This is a genomic window from Lichenicoccus sp., assembly GCF_965276875.1.
GTDB lineage: Bacteria > Pseudomonadota > Alphaproteobacteria > Acetobacterales > Acetobacteraceae > Lichenicoccus.
The window spans coordinates 3,235,158-3,253,389 of the sequence record NZ_OZ255701.1 but is presented as its reverse complement, the minus strand read 5'-3'; the positions used below and the strand labels follow the sequence as shown (position 1 = coordinate 3,253,389).

Annotated in this window: 16 protein-coding genes; 14 read left to right on the top strand and 2 right to left on the bottom strand. The window is 65.6% G+C overall.

Translation table 11 applies throughout. From position 1 onward, the window contains the following. Positions 1 to 64 precede the first annotated feature (64 nt). The 9 genes from ACQY4K_RS15770 to ACQY4K_RS15730 all read left to right on the top strand — a co-directional run bounded on the left by ACQY4K_RS15770 (position 65) and on the right by ACQY4K_RS15730 (position 9,692). Positions 65 to 1,216 carry an OpgC family protein gene (locus ACQY4K_RS15770; protein ID WP_428391135.1) on the top strand — a complete coding sequence of 384 codons (1,152 nt, stop codon included), beginning with the start codon at positions 65 to 67 and terminating at the stop codon, positions 1,214 to 1,216. Positions 1,217 to 1,219: 3 nt separating this feature from the next. Then, positions 1,220 to 1,876 carry an SGNH/GDSL hydrolase family protein gene (locus tag ACQY4K_RS15765; protein ID WP_428391134.1) on the top strand — a complete coding sequence of 219 codons (657 nt, stop codon included), beginning with the start codon at positions 1,220 to 1,222 and terminating at the stop codon, positions 1,874 to 1,876. A gap of 209 nt (positions 1,877 to 2,085) precedes the next feature. After that, positions 2,086 to 2,778, top strand: coding sequence for an HAD-IA family hydrolase (locus ACQY4K_RS15760; protein WP_428391133.1), 693 nt, complete (start codon positions 2,086 to 2,088; stop codon positions 2,776 to 2,778). A 4-nt stretch (positions 2,779 to 2,782) separates the two neighbouring features. Beyond that, a complete protein-coding gene (locus ACQY4K_RS15755; RefSeq protein WP_428391132.1) occupies positions 2,783 to 3,568 on the top strand; it encodes a TauD/TfdA dioxygenase family protein in 786 nt (261 codons plus the stop codon). After that, entirely contained in the window at positions 3,565 to 4,401 is an 837-nt protein-coding gene (locus ACQY4K_RS15750) for an O-methyltransferase (RefSeq protein ID WP_428391131.1), read from the top strand. Before ACQY4K_RS15755 ends, ACQY4K_RS15750 begins: the two co-directional genes overlap by 4 nt. Before the next feature lie 17 nt (positions 4,402 to 4,418). Next, positions 4,419 to 5,774, top strand: coding sequence for a hypothetical protein (locus tag ACQY4K_RS15745; RefSeq protein WP_428391130.1), 1,356 nt, complete (start codon positions 4,419 to 4,421; stop codon positions 5,772 to 5,774). A gap of 3 nt (positions 5,775 to 5,777) precedes the next feature. Continuing rightward, positions 5,778 to 6,851, top strand: coding sequence for a D-alanine--D-alanine ligase family protein (locus tag ACQY4K_RS15740; RefSeq protein WP_428391129.1), 1,074 nt, complete (start codon positions 5,778 to 5,780; stop codon positions 6,849 to 6,851). After that, positions 6,836 to 8,602, top strand: coding sequence for a sedoheptulose 7-phosphate cyclase (locus ACQY4K_RS15735; protein ID WP_428391128.1), 1,767 nt, complete (start codon positions 6,836 to 6,838; stop codon positions 8,600 to 8,602). Before ACQY4K_RS15740 ends, ACQY4K_RS15735 begins: the two co-directional genes overlap by 16 nt. A gap of 16 nt (positions 8,603 to 8,618) precedes the next feature. Next, positions 8,619 to 9,692 carry a glycosyltransferase gene (locus tag ACQY4K_RS15730; RefSeq protein WP_428391127.1) on the top strand — a complete coding sequence of 358 codons (1,074 nt, stop codon included), beginning with the start codon at positions 8,619 to 8,621 and terminating at the stop codon, positions 9,690 to 9,692. 6 nt (positions 9,693 to 9,698) lie between these two features. Here ACQY4K_RS15730 and ACQY4K_RS15725 read toward each other — a convergent pair whose 3' ends face one another. Beyond that, positions 9,699 to 10,334 carry an HAD family hydrolase gene (locus ACQY4K_RS15725; protein WP_428396164.1) on the bottom strand — a complete coding sequence of 212 codons (636 nt, stop codon included), beginning with the start codon at positions 10,332 to 10,334 and terminating at the stop codon, positions 9,699 to 9,701. A 1-nt stretch (position 10,335) separates the two neighbouring features. Here ACQY4K_RS15725 and bla point away from each other — a divergent pair, with 1 nt between their 5' ends. The 3 genes from bla (at position 10,336) to ACQY4K_RS15710 (ending at position 14,922) form a co-directional block, all read left to right on the top strand. Further along, on the top strand, positions 10,336 to 11,268 hold the full coding sequence (gene bla, locus ACQY4K_RS15720) for a class A beta-lactamase (RefSeq protein ID WP_428391126.1): 933 nt from the start codon (positions 10,336 to 10,338) through the stop codon (positions 11,266 to 11,268). Between the two features lie 52 nt (positions 11,269 to 11,320). Continuing rightward, positions 11,321 to 13,273 (top strand): AI-2E family transporter, encoded by a 1,953-nt coding sequence (locus ACQY4K_RS15715; protein WP_428391125.1) that lies wholly within the window; start codon positions 11,321 to 11,323, stop codon positions 13,271 to 13,273. Between the two features lie 74 nt (positions 13,274 to 13,347). Next, on the top strand, positions 13,348 to 14,922 hold the full coding sequence (locus ACQY4K_RS15710; protein WP_428391124.1) for a DegQ family serine endoprotease: 1,575 nt from the start codon (positions 13,348 to 13,350) through the stop codon (positions 14,920 to 14,922). Position 14,923: 1 nt separating this feature from the next. On the opposite strand, the gene ACQY4K_RS15705 is transcribed toward ACQY4K_RS15710, so the two are convergent. Next, positions 14,924 to 15,478, bottom strand: coding sequence for a hypothetical protein (locus tag ACQY4K_RS15705; protein ID WP_428391123.1), 555 nt, complete (start codon positions 15,476 to 15,478; stop codon positions 14,924 to 14,926). A gap of 148 nt (positions 15,479 to 15,626) precedes the next feature. On the opposite strand from ACQY4K_RS15705, the gene ACQY4K_RS15700 reads away from it, so the two are divergent. Together ACQY4K_RS15700 and parE are read left to right on the top strand one after the other, a co-directional pair. Then, positions 15,627 to 16,172 (top strand): hypothetical protein, encoded by a 546-nt coding sequence (locus ACQY4K_RS15700; protein ID WP_428391122.1) that lies wholly within the window; start codon positions 15,627 to 15,629, stop codon positions 16,170 to 16,172. Continuing rightward, the gene (parE, locus tag ACQY4K_RS15695) at positions 16,173 to 18,179 is read left to right on the top strand and encodes a DNA topoisomerase IV subunit B (RefSeq protein WP_428391121.1); all 2,007 of its coding nucleotides are present in this window, start codon (positions 16,173 to 16,175) and stop codon (positions 18,177 to 18,179) included. It begins immediately after the preceding gene. The last annotated feature ends 53 nt before the right edge of the window (positions 18,180 to 18,232 follow it).

The following is an 18,232-nucleotide window of genomic DNA, read 5'->3' as shown; positions in this document are numbered from 1 at the left end:
ATGGTTCCACTGGAAGCAGCCGGTCCAGATTGCCTATGTTGAGGGCGATGGGACCCGACCGAGCATGACGAACAGCAACAGCTTCCCACGACCCCGCCGGGACCACCGGGTCGACGCCCTGCGTGGTGCTGCGCTGGCGATGATGTTCGTGGACCATATTCCCGACAACCTGCTCAACCGGCTGACCTTGCGCAATTTGGGCTTTTGCGACGCCGCGGAGATCTTCGTGCTGCTGGCGGGTTTCGCCTCGATGCTGGCCTATGGCCGCGCGTTTGCGCGTGAAGGCGTCGGCGCCGCGCTGAGCAAGCTCGGGCGCCGGATTGGACGGCTCTATGTCTATCATATCGGCATGCTGCTGGTCAGCATCGGCGTCGTCACCCAGTGGCGGCACTATTACCCGGTGCCGGTGCGCTTCCTGGAGCCGGAGCTGGCACACGGGTTCGCCAGCCTTTGGCGGGCAATGCTGCTTTATGCCCAGCCCGCCAGCCTCAACATCCTGCCGCTTTACATCGTGCTGCTCGGCCTGTTCCCGCTGGTCTACCTGACCAGCCGTGCCGGGATCGGGGTGGCGCTGGCGCTGAGCGGAGCCCTCTGGGCGCTGATCAATCTCTACCCGCAGATCAATCTGCCGAACTGGTTCGATCCGGATGGCTGGTTCTTCGATCCATTCGCCTGGCAGTTCCTGTTCACCCTTGGCGCCATGGCGGCGATCACGACCCAACAGAACGGCGGCGACCTGCCGCGGCATCGCTGGATCGTCACGGCCGCCTGGACCTATCTCGGCTTCAGCGCGATGCAGGCGTTCCCGTGGTCGGACTGGAACCTGCCAAACCTGGCTCCGTTCGATATCGCGCCGCCGCAAAAGACACCGCTCTCACCGCTGCGGCTGATCGACGTGCTGTCGATCTTCTACCTGGTGCAGAGCAGCGCGCGCATGAGCCGGGCGGCGGCGTCACGCGGTGGACAGGTGCTCGCCGTGCTGGGCCGGCATTCGCTCGAAGTATTCGCCGTCGGCACCACGCTCGACCTGCTCGCCCAGCTTCTGTTCGTGACGTGGGGCAATCCCTGGCTGCTACAGATCGGCATCAATGTGGTCGGGCTGGGCGGGCTGCTGCTGCTGGCGCGTTGGCTCGACAGACGCAAGTCGGCACGACGTCCGGCGATGGTTCGCCATGCGGCCGGCCACGCGCCGCATCATGGCGCCGCCGCCTCCTGACCCATGCCGGACGTCACCCTGCCGCCCCTCGCGCTCCGCCGCTCGACCGCGCGACAGGGTGCGGGCCTGCGGATCACCGCGTTCGGGTCCTCGACCACCGAAGGCATCGGCGCCTCATCGCCACGGTTGGGTTTCGTCGAAATCATGCACCGCGCGATGCAGCCCCACCTGCCTGGTCTGATACTGCGTAACCGCGGCATCGGCGGCAACAATGCGAACGACCTGCATGCCCGGCTCGATACGGTCATCGCCGACGCCCCGGACCTGGTGCTGCTGCAAACCGGCAGCAACGACCCGCTGCAGGAGGTGCCGCTCGCGCACTTCGAGGCGCTGACCCGCCAGGACATCGCAGCCCTGCGCGTGGCGACCGGTGCCGACATCGTGCTGATCGACCAGCAATATTGCCGTGCCCTGGACGAATGCGCGGCCTTCCCGCCGTTCCTCGCCAGCCTGCACCGGATCGGGGCGCAGACCGCAACCCCGGTGTTCCCGCGCCATGCTCTGATGCGATCCTGGTGCAACCGGCCAGGCATGGACCGCGACCGCCTGTCGCCGGATGGGCTGCATATGGGCGACGAGGGTTACGCCCTGCTCGGCACCGCGCTAGCCGGCTGGCTGCTCGGCGGGATCGCCGGCATACGAGCGGCCGGCGCTGTTTGACCACCAGGCGGGAGGCTGTGGCGGCGCTGCGTCGTGCCTTCGCGAACGCCTCCGCGGACTTCCGCGACGGGTGAACGCAAACGATGCCGGCGCCGCAGGTCGGCGGACAGTCTGAGGCGGAACCTCTGAGCCGGACGGGATTGCGGATCCCGACCGCCACCCTATGTCTCGCCGGCTGAATTCTCGCTGCCGCGACCGGGAGAGACGTCGTGCCCAAAACCACCTTGATGTTCGGTTCGATCGGCGCGGTCGTGGAAACTTCTGACATCCAGCGTCGTGCCTACAACACAGCGATGCAGGAGGCCGGGCTGAACTGGCATTGGGAGCCGGAAATCTATGCCGACCTGCTCAGGCAGGCGGGCGGAAAGGAGCGGCTCGCTCATTTGGCCGCAGCGACCGGCACGGCGCTGTCGCAGGATCAAATCGATCAAATCCATGCGAGAAAGACCGAAATTGCGGCTACCGAAGTGGCGGCCAGGCGGGTGGCGCTTCGACCTGGCGTCATGGATCTGGTGGAGCTGGCGAAAGCGCGCGGCATGAAGCTTTCGTTCGTCACGACGACATTCAAGCCAAACATCGAGGCTATCTTCAAGGCTACGGGAAATACCCTCTCGGCTGATTCTTTTGACGTTATTATCACGCGCGATGATGTCCAGCGCGGTAAACCCGCGCCTGACGCCTATAAGCGGGCACTCGCAATGTTGGGCGTGAGTCCGCAACACGCTGTCGCGATTGAAGACACGGCGAACAGCGTGATGGCGGCCAAACGCGCGGGTATCGCGGTCATCGCGACACCAGGCGAACTCACGGCTGATCAGGATTTGTGGCAGGCGGACTTGGTCCTTTCCAGCCTTGCCACCGGCTCCGGCGTGGATCGTCGCGTCCTCGAAATGCTCGACTAACCTCATGCAGAGCCGTGCCCTGTCCCCTTTCGGAATCGAATTTGGCGATATTCAAATCGGGCGTATCGGTCCGCACCATGCCAACGACCTGATCCCCGGCTTATGTGAAGCGATCGCGCGACATCGCGTGGCGGTATTCCGCGACCAGGAGGCGGACGACCCCGACCTGACAGGTTTCCTGATGCTGCTTGGCGACCTTATGTTTACCGAGGGCGAGGCGCCGGTGGATGGCGCGCCCTCCCTGAACATCGTCTCGAACGTCGGACGCACGACGCCGCCACGGAGCGTCTTTCACAGTGATACCAGCTATGTAAATCGTCCGCCGGCGTTTACGGCAATGCGTACTGTCGTTCTGCCCGAAGTTGGGGGGGCCACACTTTTCAGCGACCAGGTTGCGGCGGCGGCAAGCCTGCGCCCGGCGACCGTAACCTGGCTGCGCGACCGCACACTGCTCCATGGCACCATCGGGCACGACGGACGCCGGCACGAGCAGCGGCATCCTGTCCTCCGGCGTCATCCCGCCACAGGCGAGACGGCCTTGTTCCTGTCCACACCAGAACGGTGCACACAACTGAGCGGCGTCGACGAACAAACAAGCCGACGTATGGTGCGTGCGCTTTACCAACGAAGCATTCGACCATCACATCTCTATGCCCATCGCTGGCAAAATCGCGATATTGTCGTCTGGGACAACCGCATCACCATGCACCGCGCCGATCACGCCGGGGTTGTCGGAGACCGGGTGCTGCATCGTGGCCTGGTCAAAGGCGAGGTGCCGATCGCGGCATGAGTGTCTCTCACAACTCCTTGCCGCAAGCGTCCATCCGCCCGGTTGCGCCACTTGGCATTGTTGCCGCCGAACTCACCGAGCTGCTGGCCATGATCGAGGGGAGTGCCGCCCTTGAGCCGGGTCTCGTTGCACGATTGCGTCGAATTCAACAGCTCGCGAGCGGGCTCGATCCCTACATTGCAGCCTGTACCACGCCTGAGTCGCAGGCTCTTGCCGCCCTCGCCGAGCGCACGCGGGCGGAGCCCTGGCCGGATCGATTTGCAACCGGCCACACCGCGGTCGCGCTGGAAGCGGAAATGCGTTCCGGACATGTGGAAGGGCAGTTTCTCAAAACGCTCGTGCGTGCGACAGGGGCGAAGCACATCCTTGAGATCGGCCTGTTCACCGGCTATTCCGCTCTCGCCATGGCCGAGGCGCTTCCCGCGGACGGCCGTCTTGTCGCACTCGAGCTCGACCCGTTTGTTGCGAATTTCGCACGCGAAAGCCTGGTTGGCGCGAGTGGCGACAGGATTACCATTGAGGTCGGTCCGGCGCTGCACGCCATGCAGCGCCTCGCCGGACACGGAGAAAGCTTCGACCTGATTTTCATTGACGCCGACAAGGCCGGCTATGCCGACTATGTCGCGACAATCCTCGATCATGGGCTGCTCCGCACGGGCGGCCTGATCTGCGTCGACAACACCTTGATGCAGGGGCAGCCCTATTTGCCGGAAGAGCCGAGTGCCACCGGCCGCGCCATTGCCGATTTCAACCGCCGTATTGCCGATGACCCGAGAGTCGAACAGGTGATCCTGCCGCTGCGGGACGGCCTGACGCTGATCCATCGCGTGTGATCCGTCAGGCCCACGACATGCCAGCAGGCACGTACCCACGATCGAACCACGCCAATCGGCCAAAGACGGTCGCGACATTGCTCGCGCTTGGTGTTGTGATGCCTTTCAACCTCGCCGTCGTTCTCGCCAGCCTTTGCGCAAGCGCGGTCGCCAAAAAGCCGCGCGCGATCGCAAGTAGGCGGCCAAGGACGGTCCTGATCAGCGGCGGTAAAATGACCAAGGCGCTGCAGCTTGCGCGATCCATCCACGCCGCCGGTCATCGCACGATCCTGGTCGATACCCGAAAATACTGGCTGACCGGGCATCGGTTCTCGCGTGCGGTCGATCGCTTCTACACCATCCCCGAGCCGCGCGACCCAGGCTACGCCGAGGCTCTGCTCGAAATCGTGCGTTCCGAAGGCGTTGAAATCTACGTGCCGGTGTGCAGTCCGGTGGCCAGCGTGTTCGACTCACGCGCCATCCCGCTGTTGCGTCCCACCTGCGAGGTCATTCATCTCGATCCCGAGATCATCGGGCAGGTCGATGACAAATTCCGCTTTGCCGAACTGTCGGCCTCGCTCGGCCTGCCAGCGCCGAAATCATTCCTCATCACCGATCCAAGAGATGTCGAGACCTTTGATTTCTCGCATGAGCGGCGTCGCTTCATCCTCAAGAGTATCGCCTACGATTCCGTCCGGCGGCTCGACCTGACACTGCTGCCGCGTCCGACGCCTAAGGAAACCAGCGCCTTCGTCCGTTCACTGCCGATCTCTCCCGATAATCCATGGGTGCTGCAAGAGTTCATCGCGGGTCGCGAATACTGCACGCACGGCACGGTGCGTGACGGCACCCTGGTCGTCCATTGCTGCTGCGAGTCCTCGCCCTTTCAGATCAATTACCAGCAGGTCGACAAGCCCGAGATCACGCGCTGGGTTAAACGCTTTGCCGCGGGGCTGGGTCTGACCGGCCAAGTGTCGCTCGATTTCATCGAAGCCGATGACGACGGCCAGACCTACGCCATCGAGTGCAATCCGCGCACGCACTCGGCGATTACCATGCTCCACGACCGACCCGACCTCGCCGCCGCCTATCTCGGCGAGCCGACACTGCACAACCCGGTCCAGCCAGGCCCGCAAAGCCGCCCGACCTATTTTCTGTATCATGAGGTGTGGCGGCTGATCATGTCGCTCGCGAGCGCATCCGGCGTGCGTGCGCGGCTGCGGACCATACGCGCCGGCCGCGATGCCGTGTTTGACTGGCGCGACCCGTTGCCATTTCTCATGCTTCATCATTGGCACATGCCGCTGCTGCTGCTGGCCGATCTCAAGCAAGGCCGCGGCTGGCACCGGATCGACTTCAATATCGGCAAGCTTGTCCAACCCGGCGGCGACTGAGCAGTGGCCGCGCTGGAAATCCTCTGCCTCGTCGGATCACCAACAAACGATGCCCTGCGGGAGCTTTCGGAGCTGTATGCGCGCGGGTGCATCGAGGCGCTCGCCGATCCGCAGCACTACGCATTCACCCTGGCGCATGTCTCCCCCGGCCCGGTTTGGCGTCTGCCGGAGTCGCTCGACCCGGCGGCGATCGCAGCAGTATCGCCGCTTACCCTGGCCGCGGCATTGACCGCCCTGGCGCCGCGGCACTTCGATATCGGGCTGCCACAGATGTTCTGTCTCACCGGGATGACCGATTACCGCTCGCTCCTCGCGCTGATGGGACTGCCCAGTCTTGGCAACCGTCCGGCGCAGATGGCGCTCACGGCAAACAAGTGGCGTGCCCGTGCCCTGGTCGCAGCCGCTGGTGTGGCGGTCCCGAATGGCGAGCTGCTGCTGCGGGGCGCGCAGCCGCGGCTCGCACCTCCCGCGGTGGTGAAGCCGAACGCCGCCGATAATTCGGATGGCGTGTCGCTCGTGCTGACCCGGGAGGCGTTTCCTGCCGCCCTTGAAGCCGCGTTCGCACATGGGCCGGCTGTGATTGTAGAGGACTATATCGAACTCGGACGCGAGGTGCGTTGTGGCGTGCTTGAGCGTAATGGCGCGCGGCACTGCCTGCCGCTTGAAGAGTATTTCGTCGACACTGCCGAACGGCCGATCAGACAACGCAGCGACAAGCTGAAGCGCGATGCGCACGGCATGCTCAGCCTGGCCGCGAAGGCGCCAAGGGAATCCTGGATTGTCGATGACGACGATCCGATCGTGGCCACCGTCCATGCCGCCGCGCGACGCTGTCATGTGGCACTTGGCTGCCGTCAGTACAGCCTGTTCGATTTCCGCGTCGATCGCGCCGGGCGCGTCTGGTTCCTTGAGGCCGGTCTGTATTGCTCGTTCTCGCCGCAAAGCGTGATCACCACGATGGCGGCGGCCGCGGGCATCGGCCTCCGTCAGCTCTTCGACAGCGTCGTCGCCGAGGCAATCGATCAAGACCGGCTGTCCGGCCGTATGGGAAGGAGCGAGACATGGCCAGCACTGTAGCGCGGATCAGGCGTTTTCTCGGTGAGGCGGGCGGCGCGATTGCACCGCACGCGGATGTCAGGGAGGCAATCGACGCGCTCTTGCGCACACCGCAATTCGGCGCGTTGGTCACCACCTTGATCGAGGCGCCGGCTTTCTCGGAGGCGCTCGGCCGGGATTTTGCCGAAAGCGGCGCGGTTGGTGCGATTTCGGCATGCCGCATGCTGCGGGGCTGCCTGAACATGCCACTCGGCCAGTTCTTCCTCAGCCTGGGTCAGGTGCTGTCCGCGCTCGAGGGCGCCGACGAATGCGGTCGCGCGCGCGGTGCTGCGTGGCTCGCATTCGCGGACCGGGTCGCCGACAGTTTCGACATCACGGAAATCAAGCTGCTTGGCTACCTCACGACCGTGATGGATGACGAGGCAATCAACCGGCGCTACCGCGACCTTGCCGACGACCTCGTCGAGGGTAATCCGCATGCCCTCTATCCGACCTCGGCCTACCGCGCCTGCGACGGCCATGTGCAGACAAGCGCCGACCAGCGCACGGTGGAAGCCGTGATGAGCTTTTCCACGTTTTCATCGATCAGGGTCGTCGACCGCGTTCTGGATCCCGCCGATCGCACCCTGCGGGACATCTATCGGCCGCTCGGCCGCTGCGTCTGCATCATCGATCGCAATGTCGAGGACTCCTACGGCGACGAACTCGATGCGTATTTCCGGCATCATACTATTAAGTTCGAGAAGCTGGTCTACCGGGCCATGGAGGTGGACAAGGGGATCGCCACCGTCGAGCGGATGCTCGGCGACCTCAAGCGGGTGGGCATCGCCCGGCACGAACCGGTGCTCATCATGGGCGGTGGCGTGCTGGCGGACACCGGCGGCCTCGCCTGCGCGCTTTATGGCCGCAACACCCCCTATGTCATGCTGGCGACGTCGATCGTGACCGGGATCGATGCCGGCCCCTCGCCGCGCACCTGCTGCGACGGCTTCGGCTACAAGAACCTGCTCGGCGCCTATCATCCGCCGGTAGTGTCGATCACCGACCGGTTCTTCTTCAAATCGCTACGCGCCGGCTGGCTACGGCATGGTGTCGCCGAAATCGTCAAGATGTCGGTCGTCAAGAACGCCGCGCTCTTTGCCGATCTCGAGCACGCCAGCGACGGCCTGGTCGAGACCCGGTTCGGCACGATGGCGTGCGGTAACGCCGATCCGATGCATGCGCTATCCCAGCGTATCCTCGGCGGCGCGCTCAAATCCTACATAGAGGCCGAATACGACAATCTCTACGAGACGCATCAATGCCGGCCGCACGCCTACGGACATACCTGGTCGCCCGGATTCGAAATCGAGGCCGGCCTGCTGCACGGCCATGCGGTGTCGGTCGATATGGGGTTCGGCGCGTATTTGAGCCGCCGGGCGGGATGGATCGGGCAGGACGATTTCGAGCGGATCCTTCGTCTGATCGCAGGCTACGGATTGAGCCTGTGGCACGACATCCTGCGCGACCGTGGGGTCATGCGTGAGAGTCACCGCAAGATCATTCAAAAACGCGGCGGCAACCTGGTCGCACCACTGCCCAAAGGCGGGATCGGTCGATGCGGCTATCTCAACGATCTCTCCGAGACGGCGCTGTTCCTCGCCTTGGCCGAATACGAGGCGATCTGCGCCGGCTATCCGCGTCATGGAAGGGGAATCGAGCCGCTCTGCCGCGATGTCGGCCTTGAAGATCCATCAACGGTGGTGCGTTCCTCGCTCGTGGCGGCGGACTGACCGCTTACCTCGCGCCATGGACACGCCGACGCACGTCTACTGCTATCCCGTGAGCCGCGAGAGCGCCTATGTGCCGCTCCTGTTTCGCGGCATTGAGGCGCAATATTGTCCGATCTATCGGCAGGAAGGGTTTTTTACCGAAGCGATCGCGGAGCTTGCAGCCGGCCGGCGGGTCATTGTCCATGTCCACTGGGAAGAGTTTGTTCTGCGCGCGTGCCGCACCGATCAGGAAGCGGCACATGCCGCGGAAGGCTTCGAGCGCAGCCTTGGCGAAGTCAGGGATCGCGGCGGGATAATTTTCTGGACCGTGCATAATGAGGTGCCGCACCTCATTGGCTTTGGTGAGCAGTTCCTTCGTCTTCGCGCCTATCTGGCACGCATCGCCGACGTCATACTCGTGCACAATGCCACGACGACGGAAATCCTTGCAGCGCAGGTCAATTTGGACCGGGCTAAAGCGCGTTTGCTGCCGCACCCGTCCTATGTAGGTGAATTCGAGGACGAGACGGCGCTGGTCGCCGGACTCGATACCTGTCCGGACCGGATCATCCAGGGCTTCGGCTGGGTGCGCGTGCAAAAGGGCTTTGGCGAGATGATCGGCATGCTGCCGCCCTCGTTTGTTGACAGCCGAAGCGCGAGAATCCGTATCAGCGGCGAGGGGGTTGAAGCGCCGGCGGTGATCGCCACGAACCCCGGACGCGAGGACGTCGTCTGGGATTTGCGGCATGTGCCGAATCGCGAGGTCCCGGCACTGCTCCGCTCGGCCTGTTGCCTGGTGCTGCCCTACACGCGCGTTCTGACCTCCGGCATTGCCCTCGTTGCGATGAGCGTGGGCGTCCCGCTCGTCGCGGTCGACATTCCGCAATTCCGCGACCTGCTGCCGCCCGAAAATCATCCGCTGCTGTTCCCGCGCGGCGACGCTCATGCCTTCAGGCGCTGCATCGATCACGCATTGTCGCTCTCGACGGCACAGCGCCGCCGGCTGGTCGAGGCCAACCTCAAACTGGCCCGGCTGCTTCGCCCACATAGGATCGCGCAACAGCTTGCAGCCTTGTTTAACGCCGCTCGACGGGATGGCGTCCCGGGCTGACGCCGGCTATTCCGTCTCCGCCGAAAGCAGGGCGGCAAGACCGTTCAGGTCGGCAACCACGTGGGACGACGGACCTGGTCGGGAATGCGGCCGTGTGACGAGCACGGTGGTCAGTCCCAGGGCATTGGCGACACCAAGGTCGTAATCCGCATAGGCGGAGACATGCCACCAGTCGGCAGAGGGCGAGAGACCACGAAGATCACCCATTCGCAGCCAGAACTCGGGGTTCGGCTTATAGAGCCGGATATCCTCCGCGCAGAGCCAGATATCCAGGGAGAAGCCGAGCCGCGCCTGGATTTCCTGGCCGTGATGACGGTCGCTGTTCGTCATGGCACCACAGGGCGCGATCCGCATGAGCGCGCGCAGAACAGGCGCATCCGGATAGAGCGGCCAGGTTCCGGCCGCAGCACCGATGACCGCCGCCTGCGTCTGGTCCAGGCCAAGCACGTGGGTGAGGCTAAGCTGGGTCACCGTGGCATAGTCGAGGTCGCCTTGTTCAAGTTCGCCCTGAACATCGACGACGCGGTCGAACTCGCCGTCCCGCAAGGGACGACCAGCTTTCCGGCAGGATGTCTCCAGGCCGGTCCGCCAATCGATAACAGTCCCAAAGATATCGAACGTGACGAGGTGTGGGCGACGCATCATGGTCCTTTGCAGCGTGCAACTGTTGGATGTGTGTAATGCGAGAGCGCAAATGACGAGGCGACTTGGACGCAGGCCCCTTCTCATAACCTGCGCCGCCTCGCTCAGTTTGGTTGGCGGTCGGCAAGCGTTGGCTGCAGTACCGTCTTTGGCGGCAATTGAAGCACGCCATGGCGGCCGTCTGGGTGTTTTCGTGATCGAAACCGGCTCGGGACGGATCCTCGCTTACCGGCCCGATGAGCGGTTCACGATGTGCAGCACGTCCAAGCTTCTGCTCGCGGCTCAGGTGCTGTCCCGCGTCGAGACCGGGCGCGAAAGCCTGGCGCGCCTGGTCCATTATGACACGCGCGACCTCTCCCAAGCCGGCTATCCGGACTTCCTCTGTCCTGTCACGGCGGCGAACGTGCAGCGTGGGGCGCTCACGGTCGGCACGCTCTGCCGGGCGATGGTGGAGGTCAGCGACAATCTCGCCGCCATTCTCTTGATGCGTACGATCGGCGGCCCCGCCGCGCTCACTGGCTTTCTTCGCAGCCTCGGTGATGACGTCACGCGGTCGGATCGGTATGAGCCTGCTTCCAACGCCTACGACGGTCCGCGCGATACGACCACGCCACGGGCGATCACCACGACCATGAAAACCATCCTGCTCGGGTCGACGTTCAGCCGGCAATCGCGCGAACTTCTCGAAAGCTGGATGATTGACGCAACGCCGGGCTTACGGCGCCTGCGAGCGTCGTTTCCTTCCAGTTGGATGGTCGGTGACAAGGCTGGAACCAATGGCCCAGATGAGACGAACGATGTCGCGATCGCCTGGCGACCTGGACACAGCCCATTGCTCGCTGCCGCCTATTACGACGCACCCAGGGTCGATGCTGACGCGCGTGACGCCGCCTTACGTGAGATTGGTGCCGCAATCGCGACGTGGACCGGCTGACCTGACGCGCGGGCACCGCAAGCAGACCCAATAAGGATTGGACGAGACAGCCATGGCCATCTCAGAGATGCGTGCCACACCGCCGCCGGCGAAGGGCGTGGCCCCCGCCCACACGCCGGACGCCTCAAGGGCTGTCACCCTGTTCATCGGCGTCGTCGCCATCCTGTATTTCGGCAAGGCGGTGCTGATGCCGGTGACGCTCGCACTGTTGCTGGCGTTCCTGCTGGCCCCGCTGGTGGAGCTGTTGCGCCGCCTGCATCTCGGACGCGTGCCGTCGGTGCTGCTCGGCGTCATCGTCGCCCTCGGCGTGGTGGTCGGCATCGGCGGCGTCATCGGCACCCAGGTCGCCGACCTCAGCGCCGATCTTCCGAAATATGTCGGCACCGTGGAGGCCAAGGTCTCCGCGGTCCGGCACTACACGGTCGGACGGCTGTCCCGCCTCGCTGATTCGGTTGGTGTCCAGCACAAGGATCGCGCCGCAACCCACAGGCAGGCCACCGCTGTTGCCTCGGTGCCGGCGCCGCAGGCTCAGCCGGAGACGCCCGGGGCTGCCGACATGTCGTCGGGATCGAGCCCGCTTGCCCTCGCCGAACGCTATCTGTCGCCGGTGCTGTCGCCGCTTGCCACCTTCGGCATCGTCTTCGTCGTCGCGGTGTTCGCCTTGTTGCAGCGCGAGGATTTGCGCGACCGGCTGATCCGCCTGGTCGGCTCCGACGACCTGCACCGTACCACCCTGGCCATGGACGATGGCGGCCGCCGCCTGGGCCGCTACTACATCACGCAGCTCAGCATCAACACGCTGTTCGGCGTCGTCATCGGCATCGGCCTGCTGATCATCGGCGTGCCGGACCCGGTGCTGTGGGGCATTCTCTCGGCCCTGCTGCGCTTCGTGCCCTATGTCGGCTCGTTCATCTCCGCCGTGCTGCCGATGACCCTGGCCGCGGCGGTCGAACCGGGCTGGTCGCTGGTACTGTGGACCGCGGTCCTCTACATCGTCATCGAAGGGGTCACCGGACAGGTGATCGAGCCGATGGTCTATGGCCACAGCACCGGCCTGTCGCCGTTCTCCGTCGTCGTCGCGGCGATCTTCTGGTCGTGGCTATGGGGCCCGGTCGGCCTGATCCTGTCGACGCCGCTGACCCTCTGCCTGGTGGTGATGGGCCGCCATGTCAAACGGCTCGAGTTCCTCGACATCATGCTTGGCGACAGACCGGCGCTCACACCGGTCGAGAGCTTCTATCAGCGCATTCTGGCCGGCGATGCCGACGAGGCGATGGATCATGCGGAGCTGCTGCTCAAGCAACGCTCGCTGTCGACCTACTATGACGAGGTGGCGCTCAAGGCGTTGCAACTCGCCGCCAACGACGCCGAACGCGGCAGCCTGGATCATGCCGGCCTCGACCGCATCAAACAAACGGTCAAGACCCTGATCAACGGTCTGCGCGACCATGTCGACCGTAAGCCATCCAAATCCGAGTCGGACGACGACGCGATCACACCCCCCGGGGACGGGCGCCCGCTGCCGAACAACGCGCTTCCCGCGAGCGTCGAAAGTGAGGACCTGCCGGAGGACTGGCGCGGAGCGTCCGCCGTGCTCTGCATCGCCGGCAAGGGCCCGCTCGACGAAGCCGCATCGGCGATGCTGGCGCAGCTGCTCACCAAGCACGGCATGGGCGCACGCCTCGTCGGCTACGCGGATGTCTCGCGTGAGGGCATCGACAGCCTCGCCACCGACGGCGTGGCGATGGCCTGCATCTCCTACCTGGACATCAGCGGCAGTCCGGCCCACCTGCGCTATCTCGTCGCACGCTTGCGGCAGCGCCTGCCGCGCGGGGCGCCGGTTCTGGTCGGGCTATGGCCGGCGGAGGACGCGGCACTCACCGACAAGACGATCCAGGCCACCGTGGGCGCGGATTATTTCACGAGTTCGCTCCAGCAGGCGGTCTCCGCATGCGCCCAGGCGGCAGTCCATTCCGAGCCGGCGTGCCAGCGCGTTGTTGCGTAGTCTTGGCTGGCGTGAACCGGCATCCTAAGTCTTCGAACGCCGGAACAGTCCGGCTGCTCAAGGATGCTGCCGTCATGCGCTCTTCCCTTCGACTCGCATGCCTGCTGGCGGCGTCACTCGCTCTGGGCTCACCGCCGCCTGCGGTGGCGCGCGGCGCGCCCGACAGTTTTGCCGATCTCTCCGCCGCCCTGCTGCCGGCGGTGGTCAATATCTCATCGACCGAGACGCTCAGCGCCGACCAGCCCGACGGCGAGGACAATAGTGGCCAGGATGGGGACGGACCGCCGGACAATGGAGCACCGAACGGTGGGGCTCCGGGGCCGACGATGCCGTTCCCGCCCGGCTCGCCGATGGAGAAGTTCTTCCACGATTTCATGAACCGTCACGGGATGGGCGGACCCAACGATCCGAACGCGCCGCCGCGCAAGATGCAGGCGCTGGGATCGGGCTTTATCATTGATGCATCCGGCATCATCGTGACCAACAACCATGTCATCAAGGGTGCGGACTCGATCACGGTGACACTGCAGGACAACACCGTCCTCAAGGCCACGCTGATCGGCCACGACGCGCGCACCGACCTCGCGGTGCTGCAGGTCCACGCCGATCACAAGCTGCCCGCGGTGAGCTTCGGCGACAGCGACAAATCGCGTGTCGGCGACTGGGTGCTGGCGATCGGCAATCCGTTCGGCCTGTCCGGCACGGTCACCGCCGGCATCGTCTCCTCGCGCGGCCGCGATATCGAGCAGGGCCCGTATGACGACTTCATCCAGACCGACGCGCCGATCAATCGCGGCAATTCCGGCGGCCCGCTGTTCAACATGGCGGGCCGGGTCATCGGCATCAACACAGCGATCTACTCGCCCTCGGGCGGCTCGATCGGCATCGGCTTTGCCATCCCGTCGAACGATGCGAGCCTGGTGATCGCGCAGTTGCAGAAGTTCGGCCACGCCCGGCGTGGCTGGATCGGCGTGCGTATCCAGGAGGTCACCGCCGATATCGCGCAGTCCCTCGGCCTGTCTGGGGCGCACGGGGCGCTGATCGCCGGTCTCGAGCCGAAAGGACCGGCGCAGAAGGCGGGCCTGCGCACCGGCGACGTGATCGAGCAGCTCGACGGCAAGACAGTCGACGGCCGCAGCCTGCCGCGACGTGTGGCGGAGACGCCGGTCGGCGAGGTGGCGCAGATGGCGATCTGGCGTGACGGCAAGACGCTCACACTGCCGGTCACCATCGGCAAATTCCCCGAGGAGGCGGGCAAGCAGGCGTCGGACAAGCCGCCGCCGCCGAAGGTTTTGGAGACCAGCATCGGCGATCTCGGCATGAAGGTCGCCGCGATCACCGATGCGCTACGCCAGAAATTCCAGCTTCAGGGCAGCCAGAAGGGGGTCGTGATCACCGAGGTGAACTCTGGCGGCAAGGCCGCCTCACGCGGGCTGCAGCCGGGGGATGTGATCGCCGAGGTGCAGCAGTCGGAGATCGACACCCCGGCCGAGATGCAGGACCGAATCGCCCAGGCACGCGCCGACAAGCGCCCGTCGGTGCTGATGCTGGTGCAGAACAGCGACGGCATGCGCTGGGTGCCGCTGCCGATCGCAACGGCGGAGGCCCCCGCGCATCCGGGGCGCCGCAAGCAGCAGGATCAGCGCTGACCTACTTTGTCGTTATTCGGTGGGTCGCTGACTTGTGGGTCGATGTCCGGTGGTGCCGTGCGTGCGGCGGCGCCGGCTTGGCGGCAGGTGGCGGCGGCGCTGGCTTGGCCGGCGGCGGCACGCCGGTCGCATCAGCCGTGACCAGGACCTTCAGCGCCACCCGCTGCTCGCCAGCCTTGGGCACGAGGCTCACGGTGAAGCTGTCGATGCCGGCATAGGCGGTGGCCGCGGTGTAGGTCACGGCGGTATGGTTATTATAATTGTAGATGAAGCTCTTGCCGTGCGCCGGCAACGCCGTCAGCACGAACGATGTGTAGGCGCCACCCGCCGGTGCCTGCAGGTCGACCCCGCAATAGCCGTCGTCGCTGCGCAACGTCATCGCCACCTCCAGTCCCGCCGCCGTCTTGGCGACCGGGCCGTGCTTGCAGAGCCCGGAGGGCTTGAGATAGCCGAATGGGTTGGGTGGCACGGGCGGCGCGGGTGGCCGTGCCACGCAGCCGACGAGCGCTCCAGCCGCGATCAGACAAGGTAATATTGGCGCAACACGCAGGCTCACTCGTTGGGATCCCCTTCACCGCCGGGGGTTCGTGTAGAGCAAGCCCGACCAGTGCGGAAGCCTGCATGCGTCACTCCGTGCTTGCCTTGCGGCCTCGGCCCCGGCCTATACACTCAGCCACTCAAACGAATCCGGTCCGGAAGTCTGTATGTCGACCTGTTCCACCCTGCTTGCCGCCACCCTGCTGATGATCGCAAGCACCCTCGGGTCGGCCGCGTCGGCGGCGGAACTCTGCGGCAAATCCGCGGCGCGCCAGGCCTTCGACGTTGAAGGGCTGAAGAGCGAACTGATGGTGACCGCGCTGTCGTGCGGCGAGCAGGACAGCTACAACGCCTTCGTCGCCAAGTTCCGGCCCGACCTCACCGGCCAGGAGCGCGACCTCATCGCCTACTTCAAGCACACCTACGGACGACATGCGCAGACCGAGCACGACGACTACATCACCCAACTCGCCAACGTCCAATCCGAGCGCGGGCTGGCCGCCGGCACGCAGTTCTGCGCGCAACGCGCCAATATGTTCGGCGAGGTCATGGCGCTCGACAATGCCAGCGATCTCGGCGGCTATGCCGAAGCCAAGGACATCGCGGAACCGGCGGTCTATGAGACCTGCGACGCCCCGGCCGCATCGCAAGAGCATGGCCGCGTGCGCCATATCCGCAGTACCCGACGCATCCATCCCCGCCACCGACACTAAATGGCCGACCTGTTCTCGCGCGACGAGCCCGAAAGCGCGCCCGGACGCGCGCCCTCCAAGCGTGCGAACGGGCGCTACGATGCCCGCGACATCGAGGTGCTGGAGGGCCTCGAGCCGGTGCGCCGCCGGCCGGGCATGTATATCGGCGGCACCGACGAGACCGCCCTGCACCACCTCGCCGCCGAAATCCTGGACAATGCCATGGACGAGGCGGTGGCCGGCCACGCCAGCCTGATCGAGTTCGCGCTCGACGACGCAAACCAGATCACCGTGCGCGATAACGGCCGCGGCATCCCGGTCGACCCGCACCCAAAATTCACCGACCGCTCGGCGCTTGAGGTGATCTTCACCACCCTGCACTCCGGGGGCAAGTTCTCCGGCGACGCCTATGCGACCTCGGGCGGCCTGCACGGGGTCGGCGCCTCGGTGGTCAATGCGCTGTCGTCGCGGCTGGAGGTGGAGGTCGCGCGCGACCGCGAGGTGTGGCGGCAGGACTATGAGCGCGGCCGCCCGACGACGAAGCTGACCCGGATCGGCGCCACCCAGAACCGTCGCGGCACCCAAATCCGCTTCACCCCGGATACCGAGATTTTCGGTGCGCTGCGGTTCAATCCGCTGCGGCTGTATCGCCTGTGCCGCGCCAAGGCCTTCCTGTTCCGCGGCGTCAGCCTGCGCTGGAGCGTCGATCCGAGCCTGGTCACGGACCGCGACGACCTCCCCGCCGAGGCGCTGCTGCACTTCCCCGGCGGCCTCGCCGACAGCCTGCGCGACGAACTCGGCGACGCGGCCGGGATGCTGGCCGAGCTCTGGTCCGGGGAGGCCGAGCTGCCGGCGGCGGCGGACGGCAGCGCCACCGGCCGGCTCGAATGGGCCATTGTGTGGCGCGACTCGGGCGAAGCGTCGCTCGCCTCGTTCTGCAACACCATCCCGACCCCGCAGGGCGGCACGCACGAGACCGGCTTCCGCGCCGCCCTGCTGCGCGGCCTGCGCGGCTGGGGCGAGCAGCGCCACAACAAACGCGCCCAGCTCGTCACCGCCGAGGACCTGCTCGGCGTGGTCGCGGCCAAGCTGTCGGTGTTTATTCGCAATCCGCATTTCCAGGGCCAGACCAAGGAGAAGCTGACCAGCCAGGAGGCAGCCAAACTGGTCGAGACGGCGCTGCGTGACCGCTTCGACCATTGGCTCGCCGGCCATCCGGCGCAAGCCGACACCCTGCTCGGCGCCCTGGTCGAACGTGCCGAGGACCGCAGACGGGCGCGCGAGCTGCGCGATGCGCCGCGCAAGTCGGCGACGCGACGGCTGCGCCTGCCCGGCAAGCTGATCGACTGCACCAGCGAGCGCGCCGCCGAGACCGAACTCTTCCTGGTCGAGGGCGACAGCGCCGGCGGCTCCGCCAAGCAGGCCCGCAACCGCGAGACCCAGGCGGTGCTGCCGTTGCGCGGCAAGATCCTCAACGTGGCGAGTGCCACCCTCGAAAAGCTGCGGCAGAACCAGGAGCTACGCGACCTTATCGAGGCGCTGGGCTGCGGCAGCGGCGCCGGCGCCGACATGGCCCGCCTGCGCTACGGCCGCGTCATCATCATGACCGACGCCGACGTCGACGGCGCTCATATCGCCTCGCTGCTGATGACCTTCTTCTATCGCGAGCTGCCCGGGCTGATCGCGCAAGGCCATCTCTATCTCGCCCAGCCGCCGCTCTACCGGCTGACCCAGGGGGCGAAGACCGTCTATGCGATGGACGACCGCGACCGCGAGCGAAAGCTCAAATCCGCGTTCAAGGCGGGTGCGAAGGTCGAGGTGAGCCGCTTCAAGGGCCTCGGCGAGATGCCCCCCGGCGACCTCAAGACGACGACCATGGACCCGCGTCACCGCACTTTGCTCAAGGTGGTCGCCACCGACCGCGAGGCCACCGGCCTGATGGTCGAAAGCCTGATGGGCCGCAGGCCCGAACTGCGCTTCGCCTTTATTCAGGAACACGCGAAAAGCGTCGAACTGCTCGACGTCTGATCCGCGCGCCCGTTTTAAAACTGTCACGCCGCTGCCTCGGGTTTGTCTGGTAG